The organism is Antarcticirhabdus aurantiaca (assembly GCF_009765365.1).
Classification (GTDB): Bacteria; Pseudomonadota; Alphaproteobacteria; order Rhizobiales; family Rhizobiaceae; genus Antarcticirhabdus; species Antarcticirhabdus aurantiaca.
The window spans coordinates 1-15,701 of record NZ_VTOM01000026.1; the positions used below are offsets into that span (position 1 = coordinate 1).

Genomic DNA, 15,701 nt, shown 5'->3' on the forward strand with positions numbered 1-15,701 from the left:
AGAACGTCCACCTGTCGCAGCTTGGCGACGATCTCTTCCGGGCTCGGCTTCTTCCTCGGCATTCTCGGCATCCTCCAAAGGCTCAAAAGCCTACTTCAGGGAGGGCCACTTTTCAGGGGGCAGACCAGCTCGCCGGGGTTGTTGCTGGACCTCGTCGAGGGCCCGAGCCTCGCCGAGCGCCTGTCGGATGGACCGCCGCTCTCGCCGGGCGACTGGATGGAACTCGCCGCGCGGCTCCTCGACGCGCTCGCCGCCGTCCACGCTAGCGGCCGTCTTCATCTCGACCTCGCGCCGGCGAACGTGCTCCTGCCCGGCGGCGATCCCGGGCGCGCGCTGCTCTGCGATTTCGGCCTGTGCCTGCCGGTCGGTGCCGCGAGTCGGACCCGGTCGCCAGGCCTCGATCATGCCGGCACGCCCGGCTTCGCGGCGCCCGAGGCGGCCGATCCGGGCCACCCCCTCGACGTGCGCGCCGACCTCTACGGTCTCGGCCGAACCCTTCTCGCGGCCCTGCCCGCCGGCGCCGACAGCCGCCTTCACCGCTTTGCCGCTCGCCTCGCCGCGCAGGATCCGGCCACCCGGCCGCATATGCCCGGCGCGGCCGCAGAGCTCGCGCGCCTCGCCGCCGCGTTGGGGACGGCGGCTCCCGGCGTTGCGGCATTCACGCAACATTAACGGGTTCGATTGTCGGCGGATCAACGATCCCGCGGCTTCGTGGCCGGAGGGGCGATGGAAGATGCCTGGCTCTCGACTATAAGCTTCGGTTGTGGCGCGGGCAGGGGATGGCCGGCGCCGGGCCGGATGAACGAGGGGACCCATGGCACCGAGCGGAGCCACCGCCCATGCAACGGCGACGAGTGGAGCAAGGCGCGGGCGCGAACTCGCCGGGCTCCTCGTCCTCGCCCTTCTGTCGGGCTGCGCGACGCCCGGCGCCGGCCCGGTTCCCGGCGGCGTCGAGAGTTCGGCACGCCGCTCGCCCGTCGGCAGCGTGCCGGTGGTCGACCTCGCCACCCTGCCGCTGAGCTATTCCCCCGATTATTCCGGCGACGGGCTCGCGCGCCTCGCGGGCCGGCGCTTCGACGCCTCGACCCTGCGGCCCGGCGACACGATCGACGTCAAGATCTTCGACACCGGCGAGAGCGGGCTGATCTCCTCCGCCGATTCCAAGGCACTGGAGCTCGGCACCTTCAAGGTGGACCAGAGGGGCCAGGTGAACCTGCCTTTCGTCGGGCGCCTCAAGGCGGCGGGCTCGTCCTCCGCGGCGCTGCAGGACCGCATCGCCGCCGGCCTTCGCGGCTCCTCCGTTTCGCCCCAGGCCTCGGTCTTCGTGTCGGAAGCGGGCGGCAGCGGCTTCACGGTGAGCGGGGCGGTGAACGGCGCCGGCCAGTTCAAGCTGACGAGTCAGGGCGAGCGCGTCCTCGACGCGATCGCGCTCGCCGGCGGCCCGGCCGGCGCGCCCGGCGAAACCGAGGTGAGCGTGATCCGCGGCTCCGACCAGGCGAGCGTCGGTCTCGACCGCCTCCTCGCCGAGGCGCGCCAGAACATCTACGTCCAGCCCGGCGACCAGATCTTCCTGACGAAGCAGGCGACGAGCTACACCGCCTTCGGCGCCTTCAAGAGCCCGGGCGAGTTCGCCTTCGAGCCCGGCACCCTCAGCCTCGCCCAGGCCGTGGCGCGCTCGGGCGGGCTTCTCGACGACCGGGCGAACCCGAGCGAGCTCTACCTCTTCCGCTACGAGCCGGCGGCGGTCGCCCGCTCGGTCGGCGCCCTGCCGGCGAGCGACATGCGCGCCTCGCCGGTGCCCGTCACCTACCGCGTCGACATGACGAAGACGCCGTCCTTCTTCCAGATGCAGTCCTTCCCCATGCGCAAGGGCGACCTCCTCTACGTGCCCAACACGCGCTCGGCCGAGATCGGCAAGATCTTCCAGATCTTCCAGAAGTCGCCGCCCACCGCAGCAGCTCCGCTTCCGGAATAACGGCGCGGCAGTCTCAGTCGGGCGGGGCACCTGGTCCCGCCAGCCGCCGAGCGCCGGGAAGCACCAGAGGCGCGAGGCTCAGGCCGATCCCGGCTCCGGAACGGGCGCCAGGCGCGGACCGCCGCCGACCGCGTCGAGGATCCGGACGTCGAGTCGCTCGACGGCCGACGCGGCCTGGGCGGAGAGGGGCCTCGACGGCGCTCCGTGGCGGTGACGCCCCGCCGCCTCGTAGGCGCGGGTCGCCGGCGCGTCGGGGCCGAAGGTCAGAAACACCGCGAGCCGCTCGGAACGGCCGGCGAACCTTCCGAGCATCGCGCGCAGGCGGGTGAACCAGACTTCCGGATCGTCGCGCAGGGCCGGCGCGACGAAGCGCGCCAGGCGGTGGAGGATCTGGTCGGACGGGCTCTGCGGCTGTCCGCAATGATCGATGCGCACGTCGAAGACCACGACGTCTCCCGCGCGGGTGGCGAGCCGCTTCTCCCGCATGCCGGTGCCGTCGCGGCGCATGTGGGAGCCGGGGCGGACGCGGAAAGCGGCCGGCGACGATTCCTCCTGGTCCTGCAGGTAGATGCCGAGCTTGTAGACACCGAAGGCTGCGTCCTCGAAGAGGCCCGGGCCGTAGCCCATGTCCGCGGTGATGTCCTTGTGCCACCCCGAGGTGGTGTTCATCATCAGGTCGCACTCCCCGGTCAGCAGCACCGCGCCGGGCGGAACGTGGCGCCGGATCACCTCGATCACCGGCGCCGACAGGATGATCTCGGCCACGTCGGGTCGCGCGTGCAAGCCCCTCAGCTGGAACTTGCCACCGTACTTCGCCTGGCCGGCGGAGCGGAAATGCTGCCGGACCGATGCCCGCAGCCGCTCGATCAGCCCGGCGGGTATGGCGTCCTTCACGACGGAGAAGCCTTGCGCGCGCATGGCTTCGAGTTCCGCGCTTCGCGCGGGCGCGGCAGGTGAAACGCGGACGATGGGTTCCATGATCTGAGATCCGGGTGACGGTTGCGGATGGATGTGAGAACGGACGCCGAGGGAGCGCGGTCTCTCAGGCCGCGTTGCGGTGGACCTGCCGCTCGATCCAGTCATAGGTCCGCTCCAGGCCCGAGCGGAGCGGCTGCGAGGGGCGCCAGCCGAGCCGCTCGCGAATGAGCCGGTTGTCGGAGTTGCGGCCCCGCACCCCGGTCGGGCCGGGAATGTGATCGCGCTCGATGGTCTTGCCGGCGATGTCGGCGACGAGGTCGACGAGCTGGTTGATCGTCACCATCTCGTCCGAGCCGACGTTCACCGGTCCTTCGAAGTCGGACCGCGTCAGGCGCAGGACGCCCTCGACGCACTCGTCGATGAACAGGAAGGAGCGGGTCTGGAGCCCGTCGCCCCAGATCTCGATGGCCTCGCCGCTTCGGGCGCGGGCGATCTTCCGGCAGATCGCCGCCGGCGCCTTTTCCTTGCCGCCCTGCCAGGTGCCCTCGGGGCCGTAGATGTTGTGGAACCGGGCGACCCGGTTCTGCATCCCGAAATTGCGGTTGTAGGCGAGGTAGACGCGCTCGGAGAAGAGCTTCTCCCAGCCGTACTCGCTGTCGGGCGCGGCGGGATAGGCGGAGGATTCGGCGCAGTTCGGATTGTCCGGGTCTTCCTGGTTGTAGGCCGGATACATGCAGGCCGAGGAGGAATAGAAGACGCTGCGGATGTTGCGCTTGTGCGCGGCGTCGAGGACGTTGAGGTTGATCGTCGCCGAATTGTGCATGACGTCGGCGTCGTGCTCGCCGGTGAAGATGTAGCCGGCGCCACCCATGTCGGCGGCGAGCTGGTACACCTCGTCGAAGCGGCGGTCGATCACCGAGCGCACCAGCTGCTGCTCGCGCAGGTCCCCGACGACGAAGTCGTCCGCTTCGGTCGGCGCGAACTCGGGAAACTTCAGGTCGACCCCGCGCACCCAGAACCCCTCGCGCTTCAGGCGCTTGACGAGGTGGGAGCCGATAAAGCCGCCGGCTCCCAGGACGAGGGCGGTGCGGTTCTGATCGAAGGCCATCGCATTCTCCGTTCGACGCCGCCGCGATGCTCGATGTCGCCGGCGGCCGGACGGCGGGCAGCCGGTCTCGATGGATCGGCCGCCGGTGCGGACGGCCGCAGGATTTCGCCGGGCGCGGGGAGGGGCCGGGATCAATCCGTCGGGAAGTCCCGCAGCCGCAGCATCTGCGCGAGGTTCAGGCCGATGAAGGCGGGCACGGTCACCGCGTAGCGCCGCCACAGCCGGCGGGGCTCGCAGGCGAGCCGGAAGGCCCATTCGAAGCCGCTGCGCTGCACGAAGCGCGGTGCCTGGCGCAGGGTGCCGGCGTGGAAGTCGAAGGCGGCGCCGACGCCGACGAGCATCGGCGCGCGCAGCCGCTCGCGCATGCGCGCCATCCAGAGTTCCTGCTTGGGCGTGCCGAGGCCGACCCAGACGATGTCGGCGCCCGACGCATCGATGCGCTTGGCGACCGATGCGTCCTCTCCGGCGCTGAGCGGCCGGAAGGGCGGCGACCAGCTGCCGGCGATCTCGACGCCGGGATAGCGTTCGGCCAGACGCGCCTCCAGGCGCTGAAGCGTGGCCGGCGTCGCGCCGTAGAGGAAGTGCTTCAGGCCACGCTCGCGCCCGCGGTCGATCAGGTCGGCCATGAGGTCGGGACCATAGACGCGGCCGCAATGGCGATGGCCATGGCCGCGCAGCGCCCAGACGAGGGGCATGCCGTCCGGCGTGACGAGAAAGGCGTCGTTGTGGACAGTTCGCAGGCGTTCGTCGCGCTGCGCCTCCACCACGCCGTGGGCTCCCGTGACGCAGACATAGCCGCGCTCGCCCGCCGCCACGGCGTCCAGGATGCGGTTCGTCGCGCCGGGCAGGTCGAGGGCGGACACGCGGATGCCGAGGAGATTGATGGACGCAAGCTTCGACATGATCAGCCCCCACGACCCGGGCCGGATGCGCGCTCGTTCCCGGAACTGCGGCATCGTCGTCCCGGCCCCTCCCTAGCGCCGCCGCTCGTCGTGACAGGAGGGCGCAAATCGGATGATCCCCGTCCGGCTTTGCGGGGTGGAGCGATCGGCCGAATGGCGGATGCGGGGCGCCCGCGGCGGCATTCCGTCGCACTGCGCGCGCCGAAAGGAGGCGGCCGCGCCCGAACGGATGAGTTCCGCATCGCCAGGGATCTGCCCTAGCGTCAGGCGATGTCCGGACCCGTCAGCACGAGCGATGGGGCACGCGAGGAAGACGGGCTGCAAGGGGGCTCGACATGACGGCTCTGCTCGGAAACGGCCTGGACGGGCTGTCCTCGGAACGATCGCGGCCGACCCGCTTCTTCGGCCCTCGAGGAGCGACCGGGACGGGAGCGGCCGAGATCGCCTCGCGGGAACGGTCCGCCACCCGCGCGCGCCGTTCCGCCCGGCGCCGCGTTCATTCCCGTTCGACGCGGCGCCTCGCCGCCGGACTGGCGCTCGCCGCCGGCGACGCCGCGGCCTTCCTGGCGAGCCTGATCGTGCTTCTTCCCTTCGGCGTCTCCCAGGCGCTGCCGCCCGCAGCCCTTCTCGTCGCGGCGGCGGCCGCGATCGCGATGTTCTGGCTGGCCCGGCTCTATCCGGGATACCGGCTCCACGATCACGAGCGCCTCCGCCGCCGCGCGCTGGCGACGCTCGAACTCGGCGCCGCGGCGGGGCTGGCCGCCTGGCTCCTGGCGGCCGACGCATCGAAGGCCGGCTTTCTCGCGGCCTTTCTCGGGCTCGCCCTCGGCTTCCAGCTCGCCGCCCAGGAGATCGCGAGGGCGCTGCTGCACCGCGCCGGCCTGTGGGGCGAGAACGCCGCGATCATCGGCAGCGCGCCGGAGGCCAAGCGCCTTCGGACCTTTCTTCGCCGCGACTGGCGCTACGGTCTCAGGCCGGCGCGCGAGGAACGGTGCCGCGTCGCCGTCCTCGCGACGATCCCGACACCCGACGAGCTGGAGCGCCTGCGCCGCGACTTCGCCGAGATCATCCTCGTCGGAGGCGTCGCGGACATGACGAGCGTCGGGCGCCCGGGCGAGATCGGTCTGACGCTGGCGGGCCGTCGCGGCCCGGCGCCGGCCCCGCTGGACCGGGTGCTCGACCTCGCCATCGCCCTGCCGGCCGCCGTTCTCTTCCTGCCCGTGATCGCGCTCGCGGCCCTGGCGATCCGCCTGGTCGATCCCGGCCCCGTCCTTTATCGGCAGATGCGCGAAGGGCTCGGCGGCCGGCCCTTTCCGGTCCTGAAGCTGAGGACGATGTATCTCGACGCCGAGGCGCGTCTCGACGACCTCCTGCGCAGCGACCCGGCGGCGCGGCGGGAATGGAACACGCACTTCAAGCTGCGGCAGGATCCCCGCATCCTGCCCTATGTCGGGCGCTTCCTGCGCGCCAGCAGCATCGACGAGCTGCCCCAGCTCTTCAACGTCATCGCCGGCAGCATGCGCATCGTCGGCCCGCGTCCCTTTCCGGGCTACCATCTCGCCGCGATGGACGCCGAGTTCCGGGCGCGGCGTTGCCGGATGAAGCCGGGCATCACCGGTCTTTGGCAGATCTCGGGGCGCAGCGCCGTCGACGTCTCGCTGCAGCAGCAGTTCGACGATTTCTACATGGAGCACCGCTCCTTCTGGTTCGACCTCCACATCATCCTGAACACGGTCTCGGCGATCCTTCGCGGACGCGGCGCCTACTGACGATCATCCCCGGCACTTGAGCGGAGACTTACGCGATGAACGGGCGAAAGCGAATCCTCGTCACCGGCGGCGCCGGCTTCCTCGGATCCTTCCTGTGCGAGCGCCTCGTCGGCGACGGGCACGACGTCCTGTGCGTCGACAACTTCTTCACCGGCACGCGCGACAACGTCCTGCACCTCATGGACGACCATCGCTTCGAGCTGATGCGCCACGACGTGACCTTCCCGCTCTACGTGGAGGTCGACCAGATCTACAACCTCGCCTGTCCCGCCTCGCCGGTCCACTACCAGTTCGATCCCGTGGCGACGGTGAAGACCAACGTCCACGGCGCGATCAACATGCTGGGGCTGGCCAAGCGCACCCGCGCGCGGATCTTCCAGTCCTCCACGAGCGAGATCTACGGCGACCCGGCCGTCCATCCGCAGGTCGAGACCTATCGCGGCTCGGTCAACCCGATCGGCCCGCGCGCCTGCTACGACGAAGGAAAGCGCTGCGCCGAGACGCTGTTCTTCGATTACCACCGCCAGTTCGGCGTCGACATCCGCGTCGCTCGGATCTTCAACACCTACGGCCCGCGCATGCACCCGAACGACGGGCGCGTCGTGTCCAACTTCATCGTGCAGGCGCTGAAGAACGAGCCGGTCACGCTCTACGGCGACGGCTCGCAGACCCGCTCCTTCTGCTACGTCGACGACCTGATCGAGGGCTTCGTCCGGCTGATGGCCGCGGACGGGCTGGCCGGGCCCGTCAATCTCGGCAATCCGGTGGAGTTTCGCGTGCGCGACCTCGCGGAGATGGTGATCGAGCTGACGGGATCGCGCTCGCGCCTCGAGTTCCGCCCGCTCCCGCAGGACGATCCGGTCCAGCGCCGGCCCGACATCGGACTCGCCCGCGAGGCGCTCGGCTGGGAGCCGACGGTGCAGCTGCGCGCCGGTCTCGCCCGCACCATCGCTTACTTCGAGGCCAAGCTCGGCGATGCCGGAAGCGGCGCCTCGGTGGAAGGCGCGCGGCGCAGCCGCCTCGTGCAGGCGCCCGGACTCGCGCTCGGCGCCTGACGCCGACCAAGTGGAAGGACACGTCCGCCCGATGCTCCGGACCTTGACGACGCTCGCGTTCCAGAACGCCCTGGCCCTCCCGCATCGGCGCTGGCGGCCCCGGCGTGAGGCTGCCCGGGAGGGCTATTCGATCCTCCTGCCGGTGCCGGCCGACCTCCCGCTTTTCTACCGCCTGGCCATGGCAACCCTGTCGCGCCAGACGCTGCGCGGGGCCAACGAGATCCTCGTCCTGCCCGACGCCAACATCGATGCGTTCCGCTCGCTGGTCGCGGCCGGAACGCCGTTCGAGCTCCCGCTACCCGTGCGCTGCATCTCGAGCCATCCCTGGCGGGACGCCCTGCGGCGCGCCGTCGGGCGGCCGCACTACAACCATTTCACGCAGATCGTCCGCGGCATCGACCACGCGACCTCGCAGTACCTCGTCCTTCACGATGCCGACCTGTTTCTCACCGAGCCGGACTTTCTCGACCGCCAGCACGAGATCGCCGCCGCGGGGCGTCTCAGCCTCCTCGGCGTCGACGGCGCCAAGGACGACTGGTATCGGCGCAACGGCTTCGCCCACGTCGCCGCCACCTGGGAACTCGTCTTCCGGTCGGACTGGGCGAGGCGCTTCCAGCCGTCCGAGCTGAGAAGCGGGACGCGGAGCCTCGGCGGCCGCCTGGGCGGTCACGACACCATGCTGTTTGCCCAGTGCCGCACCGCGCCCGACGAGATCGAGTGGCAGACGGTCGAGCACGGCTTCGTCCACTTCAACTACGTCATCTGCACCTATCGCGACTTCCTCAAGGTCCGGCGCCGGTTCGAGGACGAGCGCTTCATCATCCCCCTTCTGCGGCTCCTGATCGACGGCTTCGATCCGGACGGCCCCTATCCCGAAATCCCGGCCTGGAGCGACATCCTGCGCTGCCTCGACGGCGGGTCGGACAGGATCCTGTTTCCGAAGCCGGGAGCGGACCGGGGCAAGTACGCCGAACTGCGCGACAGGCTGAACGCCCTGTGCCGGTCGGGTTTCGTTCCGCCGGATCGGGCCGCCGTGATGGAGGATCGCTTGCGAGCCTTCGACCGGATCTACGCGCCGGGCCGGTTCGAGCGCGTGGCGGCGCCCGCGATCGAGGCGGCCGCGTGAGCCCGGCGAGCCGAGCCGCCCGGTTGGTGGCGCGCGAGGAACGCGGACCGGCCGCGCCGCCCCGCGACGCCCGCGCCGACGCGCGATCGGATCCGACGCTCGCCGCGGCGCTCGAGGGCTGGCGCATCGAGGGCCGCGCGCGCGTCGCGGCGCACTGGCGCGAGTTCCAGGATCTCCTGAGCGTCGTCGAGCCCTTGATCGAGGCGGGCCGCCACGGGGACGCGGCGGCGGCAGCACAGGTCGCCGCCAACCACGCCGTTTTGTGGCATCCCGGGATCTTCGCGAGCGGCGAGCTCGAGCGCCTCCTGCGTCGGCTGGGCGCGGCCGCCTTGTCCGCGCCCAGACCCGCGCCGCTGCCGGACACCGGTCGCGGCCGGCTGCGCGTCCTCCACGTCGCCAGCCAGGTGGGCGCGATCGGCGGCCATTCCCGCATGATCCGGCGCTGGATCGCGCGGGACGGCGAGAACACCCACTCGCTCGCGCTGACCCGGCAGATCGAGCCTGTGCCCGCGCCGCTCGCCGAGACCGTGGCGAGGGCCGGCGGCGGGCTTCACCGCGTCAACAGGCGGCTGGGCGGGCTCATCGCCTGGGCGCGGGAGCTCCAGACCCACCTCGGCGATGCCGATCTCGTCGTGCTCCACGTCCACAACATGGACGTCGTGCCGTTTCTCGCCCTCGGCGGCCTGGAGCGCAGCCCCCCGACGATCCTCCTGAACCACGGCGACCACCTGTTCTGGATCGGCGCCGAGTCTGCCGACGTCGTCGCCAGTTCCCGCCGCTCCGGCCACGCGCTGTCGGCGACGCGCCGGGGCATCGCGCCCGAGCGCAACCTCCTTCTTCCGCTCTGCCTGGAAGCCGCGCCGGAGCGGCAGCTCTCGCGAAGCGAAGCCAAACGCCGTCTCGGCCTGCCGGACGACGCCACGGTGATCCTCAGCGTGGCGCGCGCTTTGAAGTTTCGCCCGATCGCCGGGGCGAGCTTCGCCGACGCCTTCGTGCCGGTGCTGCGCGAGCACCCTCGCGCCCATCTCGTCGCCGTCGGCCCCGGCGGCACGGAGAATTGGTCCGCCGCGATGTCCGCGGTTCCCGGCCGCATCCACGCCTTCGCCGAGCGGCCGGACACCGCGACCTTCCTGGAAGCCGCCGACGTCTACGTCGATTCCTTCCCCTTCGCCTCCATCACCTCGCTCTCCGAGGCGGGGCTCGCCGGCCTGCCGCTCCTCACCCACCATGCCTTCGGCCCCGCAGCGGCGGTCGCCGGCGCCGACTCGCTCGGCCTCGACGACGTCCTTTTGCGCACCGAGACTCTCGCGGACTTCCGGGACCAGCTCCGCCGCCTCCTCGCCGACGCGGATCTGCGCGAAGCGGTCGGCCGCCGCACCCGAGCCCATATCGAGGCGGTCAACATGGGACCGGGCTGGGCGGACGACCTCGCCTCCGTCTACGGGCGCGTTCTCGATCTGCCGCGCCGGCGCGACGCGCCCGCATCGTCCCGTCTCGGCCCATCCCTGCACTTCGACGACATCGACGTCTTCGCGCCCTTCCTGTTCGGAACGGCGGGGCAGGGCGCGACGGCGGCGGATCGGCGCGCCCTGTCGACCGAGTTCGTTCTTAAGATCGCGCCGATGCGCTGGCGCCTGCGCCACCTCGCGGGTCTCGCCTGGCGTCGCCAGCTCCGCACCCGCTCCCCGCTCCGGATCTGGCGCTACCTCGTGCCCGAATGGCTGACGTGCCGGTGGCGCTCGCGCCGGCCCGGAGGCGCGTGATGAGCGGGGCCGGGGCGCCGGCCCGAGCCCGTGTGCGAGCCGGGGAGCCGCCGATCAGCGTCCTGTTCTGCGCCGATCCGGGATACGTCCAGCACCTCGCCGTCGCCGCCGTCTCGTTGGCCCGAAGCAACCCGGACTGCACCCTCGACGTACATCTCCTCGCCCGGGCGCGGGACCCGGCGGTCGAAGCCCGGCTCGCGCGCTCCCTCGCCGCCTTCCCGAACCTGTCGCTCACCATCCACCACGTCGATGCCGCGGATCTCGGCCGCCTGCCGGTCGCTCGTTACTGGACGCCCGACGTTTATCTCCGCTATCTCGCCCCCGACGTGCTGCCGGCATCCCTGGAGCGGGTGCTCTATCTCGACTGCGACCTCGTCGTGCTCGACGACATCCGGCCGCTCTGGCAAACCGACCTCGATGGCCGCGCTCTTGGTGCCGCGTCGGATTTTCCCTGGGATCCCGATGGGTCGGACGCGGCGCGGCGCGGTGCCCTCGGGATCGCTCTGGATCGTCCCTACGTCAATTCCGGCGTCCTCCTCCTCGACCTCGGGCGCTGGCGCCGGGACGCGATCGCGCCTCGCCTGTTCGATTTCGCCGAGCGCCACGCGTGCGATCTCGTCTTTCCCGACCAGGACGCCCTCAACGCCGTTCTCGGCGGCGACATCCACCTCCTCGACTGCCGGTGGAACCTCCAGGCCCGCATGATCGGGCTCGCGCGCAAGGCCTTTCCCGACGAGTTCGCGGCGACCCGCCACGCGCGTCGGCACCCGGCGATCCTCCACTACACCACCGCCGACAAGCCCTGGCTCTTCCGCTCGAACGCCGCGCGCAAGGCCGACTATCTTCGCCACCTGCGCCTGACGGACTGGGCCGACGCGGCTCCGGCGACGGCGGGCCGGCTCGCACGCCTCGAACATCGCCTGGGACGAATGCTGCTGACGGCGGGCATCGACCACGTCCGCGTCGCGACGCGGCTCGCCTCCGCCTCCGCGCGGCTTTCGGGCCGCAGCCGCCGAGCCCCGCGGACAGGCGCGGCGGCCGGGCTTCGTCCGGACGCCTCCGAGCCGCCGGCGATCAGCGTGATCGTCAACAACTACAACTACGCCGCCTTCCTGGCCGAGGCGGTGGAGAGCGCCCTGCAGCAGGACCATCCGTCCTTCGAGGTGATCGTCGTCGACGACGGTTCGAGCGACGACTCGCGGGCGCGCATCCTCGGCTTCAGCGAGCGCGTGCGCGCCGTCTTCCAGGAGAACCGCGGCCAGGCGGCCGCGATCAATGCCGGCGTTCGGGCGAGCCGGGGCGAGATCCTGTGCTTCCTCGATTCCGACGACCGGTGGAACCCCGACAAGCTGTCCCGCGTCGCGGCGGCCTTCGCGGCCGATCCGGGCGCCGTTCTCGCCTATCATCGTCTTCAGCCGGCGCGCGCCGGGGACGTCCGACCCCGCCGCGCGATCCCGCGCGCCCTGTGCCGCGGCGATATCGCGCCGCGGCTTTTCCGCTCGGCGGGCTGGTGGCCGTTTCCGATGACCTCGGCGGTCGCCGTCCGCCGCTCGGCCTGGGAGCGGGCCGGCGACATCCCCGAAGCCTTCCGCATCTCGGCCGATGCTTGGCTCGTCGGGATCTATCCCTTTCTCGGGCGCGTCGCGGCGATCCCCGACGCGCTCGGCACCTACCGGCTTCACGACAATGCCTGGTCGCGCGAGACCGACGATCCCGCGATGACGCGCCGGCGCATGGCGCACTGGGCTGCGGTGGTCGATGCGACCAACCGCTATTTCGAGGCGCGCGGCCTGCCGAGCCGCCTCGACCGCGCCGACCACCTGCCGTTGCGCGTCGCTGCGGCGAGCCTTCGCGGCGCGACGCTTGCCGAACGGGTCCGGATCGCGCTCGCCGGCCTTGCCTTCGCGGGCGAGCCCAACCCGCTCCGCCGCCTGCGCGACACGCTGCGCACGGCGCGGCAGCTCACCGGGCCCGGGTTGCAACCGGTCTCGATGCAACACAACCAAACGGATGGCCGACCTCAGCCGAACGGTCAGGTCGCGGTCGGCGCGTCTTCGCCGCCAGAGTGAGGCCGCATCGCTCGCCGCGGCATCGCTTGCTCGAGCGGAACGAGACACGAGGCGCTCGCGGCGACGCGGCACGGGAGCTTCATGACCGGACGTCCTTTGTCGAGCCAGGACGGGCAGGCGCTGCCCTTTCGGCCGCAGCGAGCCCGCGTCGCGTGCCCGCGGGGCGGGCGGCCATGAGCGCGGTCCGCCGCTCCATCCTGTTCTCGGCGGTCGACAAGTACGTGGCGCAGATCCTTCTCGTCGCGACGACCGCCGTGATGGCGCGGATCCTGACGCCGGCCGAGACGGGGCTCTACCTCGTCGCCGGCGCGATGATCCTCCTCGTCGACAACTTCCGCACCTTCGGGGTCGGCGTCTTCATCGTGCAGGCGCCGGACCTGCAGCCGGAAACGGTCCGCTCGGCCTTCACCATCACTCTTCTTCTGTCCGTCCTGGCCGGGGCGGGGGTGTTCGCGGCGGCCGGCCCGATGGCGGACTTCTACGGCGATGCAGAGTTGGCGGGTCTCCTGCGCCTCTCCGCCCTCAGCTTCCTCGCGGTTCCCTTCGGAACGCCGCTCATCGCCCTCCTGCAGCGCGACCTCGCCTTCCGGCCGCTCGCCGTCGCCAACGTCGCGGCGGCGGTGGCGAGCGCGGCCGTGACGGTCGGGCTCGGCCTCGCCGGCTTCGGGGCGGCGAGCTATGTCTGGGGCTTCATCGCGTCGGGCTTCGTTACGACGCTCGTCGTCCTGGCGCAGCGGCCCGAGCCCTGGGTCTTCCGGCCGTGCCTCGCCGGTTCCGGGCGCATCCTCGCCTTCGGAACCACCTCCGCGGCGGTCACCGTCGTCAACATGGCCAACGACCTCCTGCCGCGGCTGATCTTCGGCCGCCTCCTTGGCTTCGACGCGGTCGCCCTCTACGGCCGCGCGACGACGATCTGCCAGCTGCCGGACCGGGCGCTCGTCCAGGCGCTGCAGCCGGTGGTGCTGCCGGCCATGGCGGCGCACCGGCGGCAGGGCGGCGACCTCAAGCGGAGCTATCTCCACGGGCACGCCATGATGTCGGTGTTCCAGTGGCCGGCGCTCGTCATGCTGGCGCTCCTCGCCGAGCCGGTGGTCCGCGTCCTGCTGGGCTCCCAATGGTTCGGCTCGGTGCCGCTCGTGCGCCTGATGGCGGTCGCGACGATGGCGCTCGCTCCCGCCTTCATGACCTATCCCGTCCTCGTCGCCACGGGGCGCATCCGCGACACGCTCACCTCGAGCCTGATCGCGCTGCCGCCTTCGGTGCTGATCTTCTGGATCGCGGCCAATTCCGGCGTCGAGGCCGCCGCGGCGAGCCTTCTGATCGCCGCGCCGCTGCAGATGGGCGCCGCCCTGTTTTTCGTGCGCCGGGCGATCGGGATCAGCATTCGCGATCTCGTCGAGGCCTCCCGGGCGAGCCTTTCGGCGACGCTGGGCACGGCCTTCATTCCCGGGCTGATCGTTGCCTTGTCGCCGAATGGGCTCGCGCCGAGCTGGCCGGAAACCGCGGTCGCGCTCCTGGGCGGCGGGCTCGGCTGGCTCGCTGCGGTCCGGCTGGTCCGTCATCCCGTCTGCGCCGAGATCGACGGCCTCGTGGAGCTTCTCGCCCGGCGTCTTTCGCGGCGGACGACCGGGCTTCCCGCCCGCGCGAACGAGGGAGGGTGAGGCGACCCGTCCGCCTGGCCGAGGAACCACACGACATGCGCGTCCTGATCTCCGCCTATGCCTGCGAGCCCGGCGCCGGATCCGAACTGGGGAAGGGGTGGAACTTCAGCTGCGAGCTGGCACGCCAGGGCCACGAGGTGACGGTCCTGACCTGCGGCTCGCATCATCGCGACGCGATCGAGCGGCACGCCGCCGCCCACGGCCTGCCGGAGGGCCTGCGCTTCGCCTGGCACGACGTTCCCGGCTGGTCCGGCCCGGGCTACGCGAACGCGCGCCACATCCGCCAGCACTATCTCGCCTGGCAGCTGACAGTGCGAAGAACCGCGGCGGCGCTGCTCGCGCGGGCGCCCTTCGACGTCGTCCACCACCTGACCTGGACCGTTCTGCGCTGGCCGTCCTTTCTCGGCGGCCTCGGCCCCCGCTTCGTGTTCGGCCCCGTCGGCGGCGGCCAGGGCTCGCCGAAGCCGCTGCGCAAGGGGCTGCCGCGCCGCTGCCTGCGTGCCGAGCGACGGCGCGACGCCATCAATCTCTGGAGCCGGGTCGATCCGCTGGTTCTGGGCGCCCTGTCGCGCGCCGACGCGATCCTCGTCACGGACGCTGCGACCCTGCGCCACGTGCCGGTCTGGCTGCGCGGGCGCGCCCACGTCGTCGTCGACGTCACCGCTCCGCCGGCCCGGCGCGCGATCGAGCGGCCGGCCCGGGAGGATCCGGCGATCCTCTTTGCCGGCCGGCTCGAAGGCTGGAAGGGCGTCCATCTCGCCTTGGGCGCCGTCGCGCGGCTGCGCCGGCATCGTTCCGGCCTCGTCTTCACCGTGGCCGGTTCCGGTCCCGAGGAGGCCTATTTTCGCGCGGAAGCGGCGCGGCTCGGCCTCGGCGAGGCCGTCCGCTTCCTCGGCGCCGTGCCGCACGAGGCGATGGGCGCGGTCTACGCCGCGCACGACCTCCTGCTCTTTCCGAGCCTCCACGATTCCGGGCCGCACGTCATCGGCGAGGCCTTCGCGCACGGCCTGCCGGTCGTCTGCCTCGACCTCGGCGGGCCGGCCATCGCGGTGACCGAGAGGTGCGGTGCGGTGGTCAAAACCGGCGGCCGCAGCCGGTCGGACGTCGAGGCGGCGCTTGCCGAAGCGGTTGACGCCCTCCTGGTCGCGCCCGAGGCGCTGGAGCGCGCCCGCCTCGGCGCCTTCGAGCGTGCCGAGGCGCTGGGCTACCCCGCCCATGTCGAGGCGATCGTCGAGCGCTTCTACCAGACCCCGCGCGCCGCAGCCCGGCGCCTGGCCGCCATGCCGAATGGGCCGATCCCCCCTGCCCGAAAGGCGTAGGTGCGCTCCCGTCGAATGGCGGAGCGCGATGCGGTT

Annotated in this window: 11 protein-coding genes and 2 pseudogenes; 10 read left to right on the forward strand and 3 right to left on the reverse strand. The window is 71.7% G+C overall.

The features are described 5' to 3' along the window. Together FZN60_RS23955 and FZN60_RS23960 are read left to right on the forward strand one after the other, a co-directional pair. Positions 1-672 (forward strand): protein kinase domain-containing protein (locus FZN60_RS23955; RefSeq protein WP_210253431.1); only part of this gene is annotated, 672 nt, incomplete at its 5' end. Between the two features lie 142 nt (positions 673-814). Continuing rightward, complete coding sequence (locus FZN60_RS23960) at positions 815-1,975, forward strand: polysaccharide biosynthesis/export family protein (protein WP_158876044.1); 1,161 nt, start codon at positions 815-817, stop codon at positions 1,973-1,975. A gap of 78 nt (positions 1,976-2,053) precedes the next feature. Here FZN60_RS23960 and FZN60_RS23965 read toward each other — a convergent pair whose 3' ends face one another. From FZN60_RS23965 to FZN60_RS23975, 3 genes are all read right to left on the reverse strand, one after another. Further along, positions 2,054-2,953, reverse strand: a complete 900-nt coding sequence (locus FZN60_RS23965; RefSeq protein ID WP_158876045.1) for a phytanoyl-CoA dioxygenase family protein — start codon at positions 2,951-2,953, stop codon at positions 2,054-2,056. Between the two features lie 64 nt (positions 2,954-3,017). Further along, entirely contained in the window at positions 3,018-4,001 is a 984-nt protein-coding gene (locus FZN60_RS23970; protein ID WP_158876046.1) for an NAD-dependent epimerase/dehydratase family protein, read from the reverse strand. A gap of 131 nt (positions 4,002-4,132) precedes the next feature. Further along, positions 4,133-4,903, reverse strand: a complete 771-nt coding sequence (locus FZN60_RS23975; RefSeq protein ID WP_158876047.1) for a WecB/TagA/CpsF family glycosyltransferase — start codon at positions 4,901-4,903, stop codon at positions 4,133-4,135. Positions 4,904-5,238: 335 nt separating this feature from the next. Here FZN60_RS23975 and FZN60_RS23980 point away from each other — a divergent pair, with 335 nt between their 5' ends. From FZN60_RS23980 to FZN60_RS24010, 8 genes and pseudogenes are all read left to right on the forward strand, one after another. Then, on the forward strand, positions 5,239-6,672 hold the full coding sequence (locus tag FZN60_RS23980; RefSeq protein WP_158876048.1) for a sugar transferase: 1,434 nt from the start codon (positions 5,239-5,241) through the stop codon (positions 6,670-6,672). 35 nt (positions 6,673-6,707) lie between these two features. Then, positions 6,708-7,727 (forward strand): UDP-glucuronic acid decarboxylase family protein, encoded by a 1,020-nt coding sequence (locus FZN60_RS23985; RefSeq protein ID WP_158876049.1) that lies wholly within the window; start codon positions 6,708-6,710, stop codon positions 7,725-7,727. Positions 7,728-7,758: 31 nt separating this feature from the next. Further along, positions 7,759-8,853, forward strand: coding sequence for a hypothetical protein (locus tag FZN60_RS23990; RefSeq protein ID WP_158876050.1), 1,095 nt, complete (start codon positions 7,759-7,761; stop codon positions 8,851-8,853). Then, complete coding sequence (locus FZN60_RS23995) at positions 8,850-10,616, forward strand: glycosyltransferase family protein (protein ID WP_158876051.1); 1,767 nt, start codon at positions 8,850-8,852, stop codon at positions 10,614-10,616. The genes FZN60_RS23990 and FZN60_RS23995 overlap by 4 nt, the downstream gene beginning before the upstream one ends. Beyond that, positions 10,616-11,413, forward strand: a pseudogene (locus tag FZN60_RS29055) (glycosyltransferase family 8 protein); the annotation flags it as partial. The gene FZN60_RS23995 and the pseudogene FZN60_RS29055, both read left to right, overlap by 1 nt. A 276-nt stretch (positions 11,414-11,689) precedes the next feature. Then, a pseudogene (locus FZN60_RS29060) lies at positions 11,690-12,595 on the forward strand (glycosyltransferase family 2 protein); the annotation flags it as partial. Between the two features lie 263 nt (positions 12,596-12,858). Further along, a complete protein-coding gene (locus FZN60_RS24005; protein ID WP_158876053.1) occupies positions 12,859-14,346 on the forward strand; it encodes an oligosaccharide flippase family protein in 1,488 nt (495 codons plus the stop codon). Between the two features lie 35 nt (positions 14,347-14,381). Then, complete coding sequence (locus FZN60_RS24010; RefSeq protein WP_158876054.1) at positions 14,382-15,665, forward strand: glycosyltransferase family 4 protein; 1,284 nt, start codon at positions 14,382-14,384, stop codon at positions 15,663-15,665. Positions 15,666-15,701: the final 36 nt, after the last annotated feature.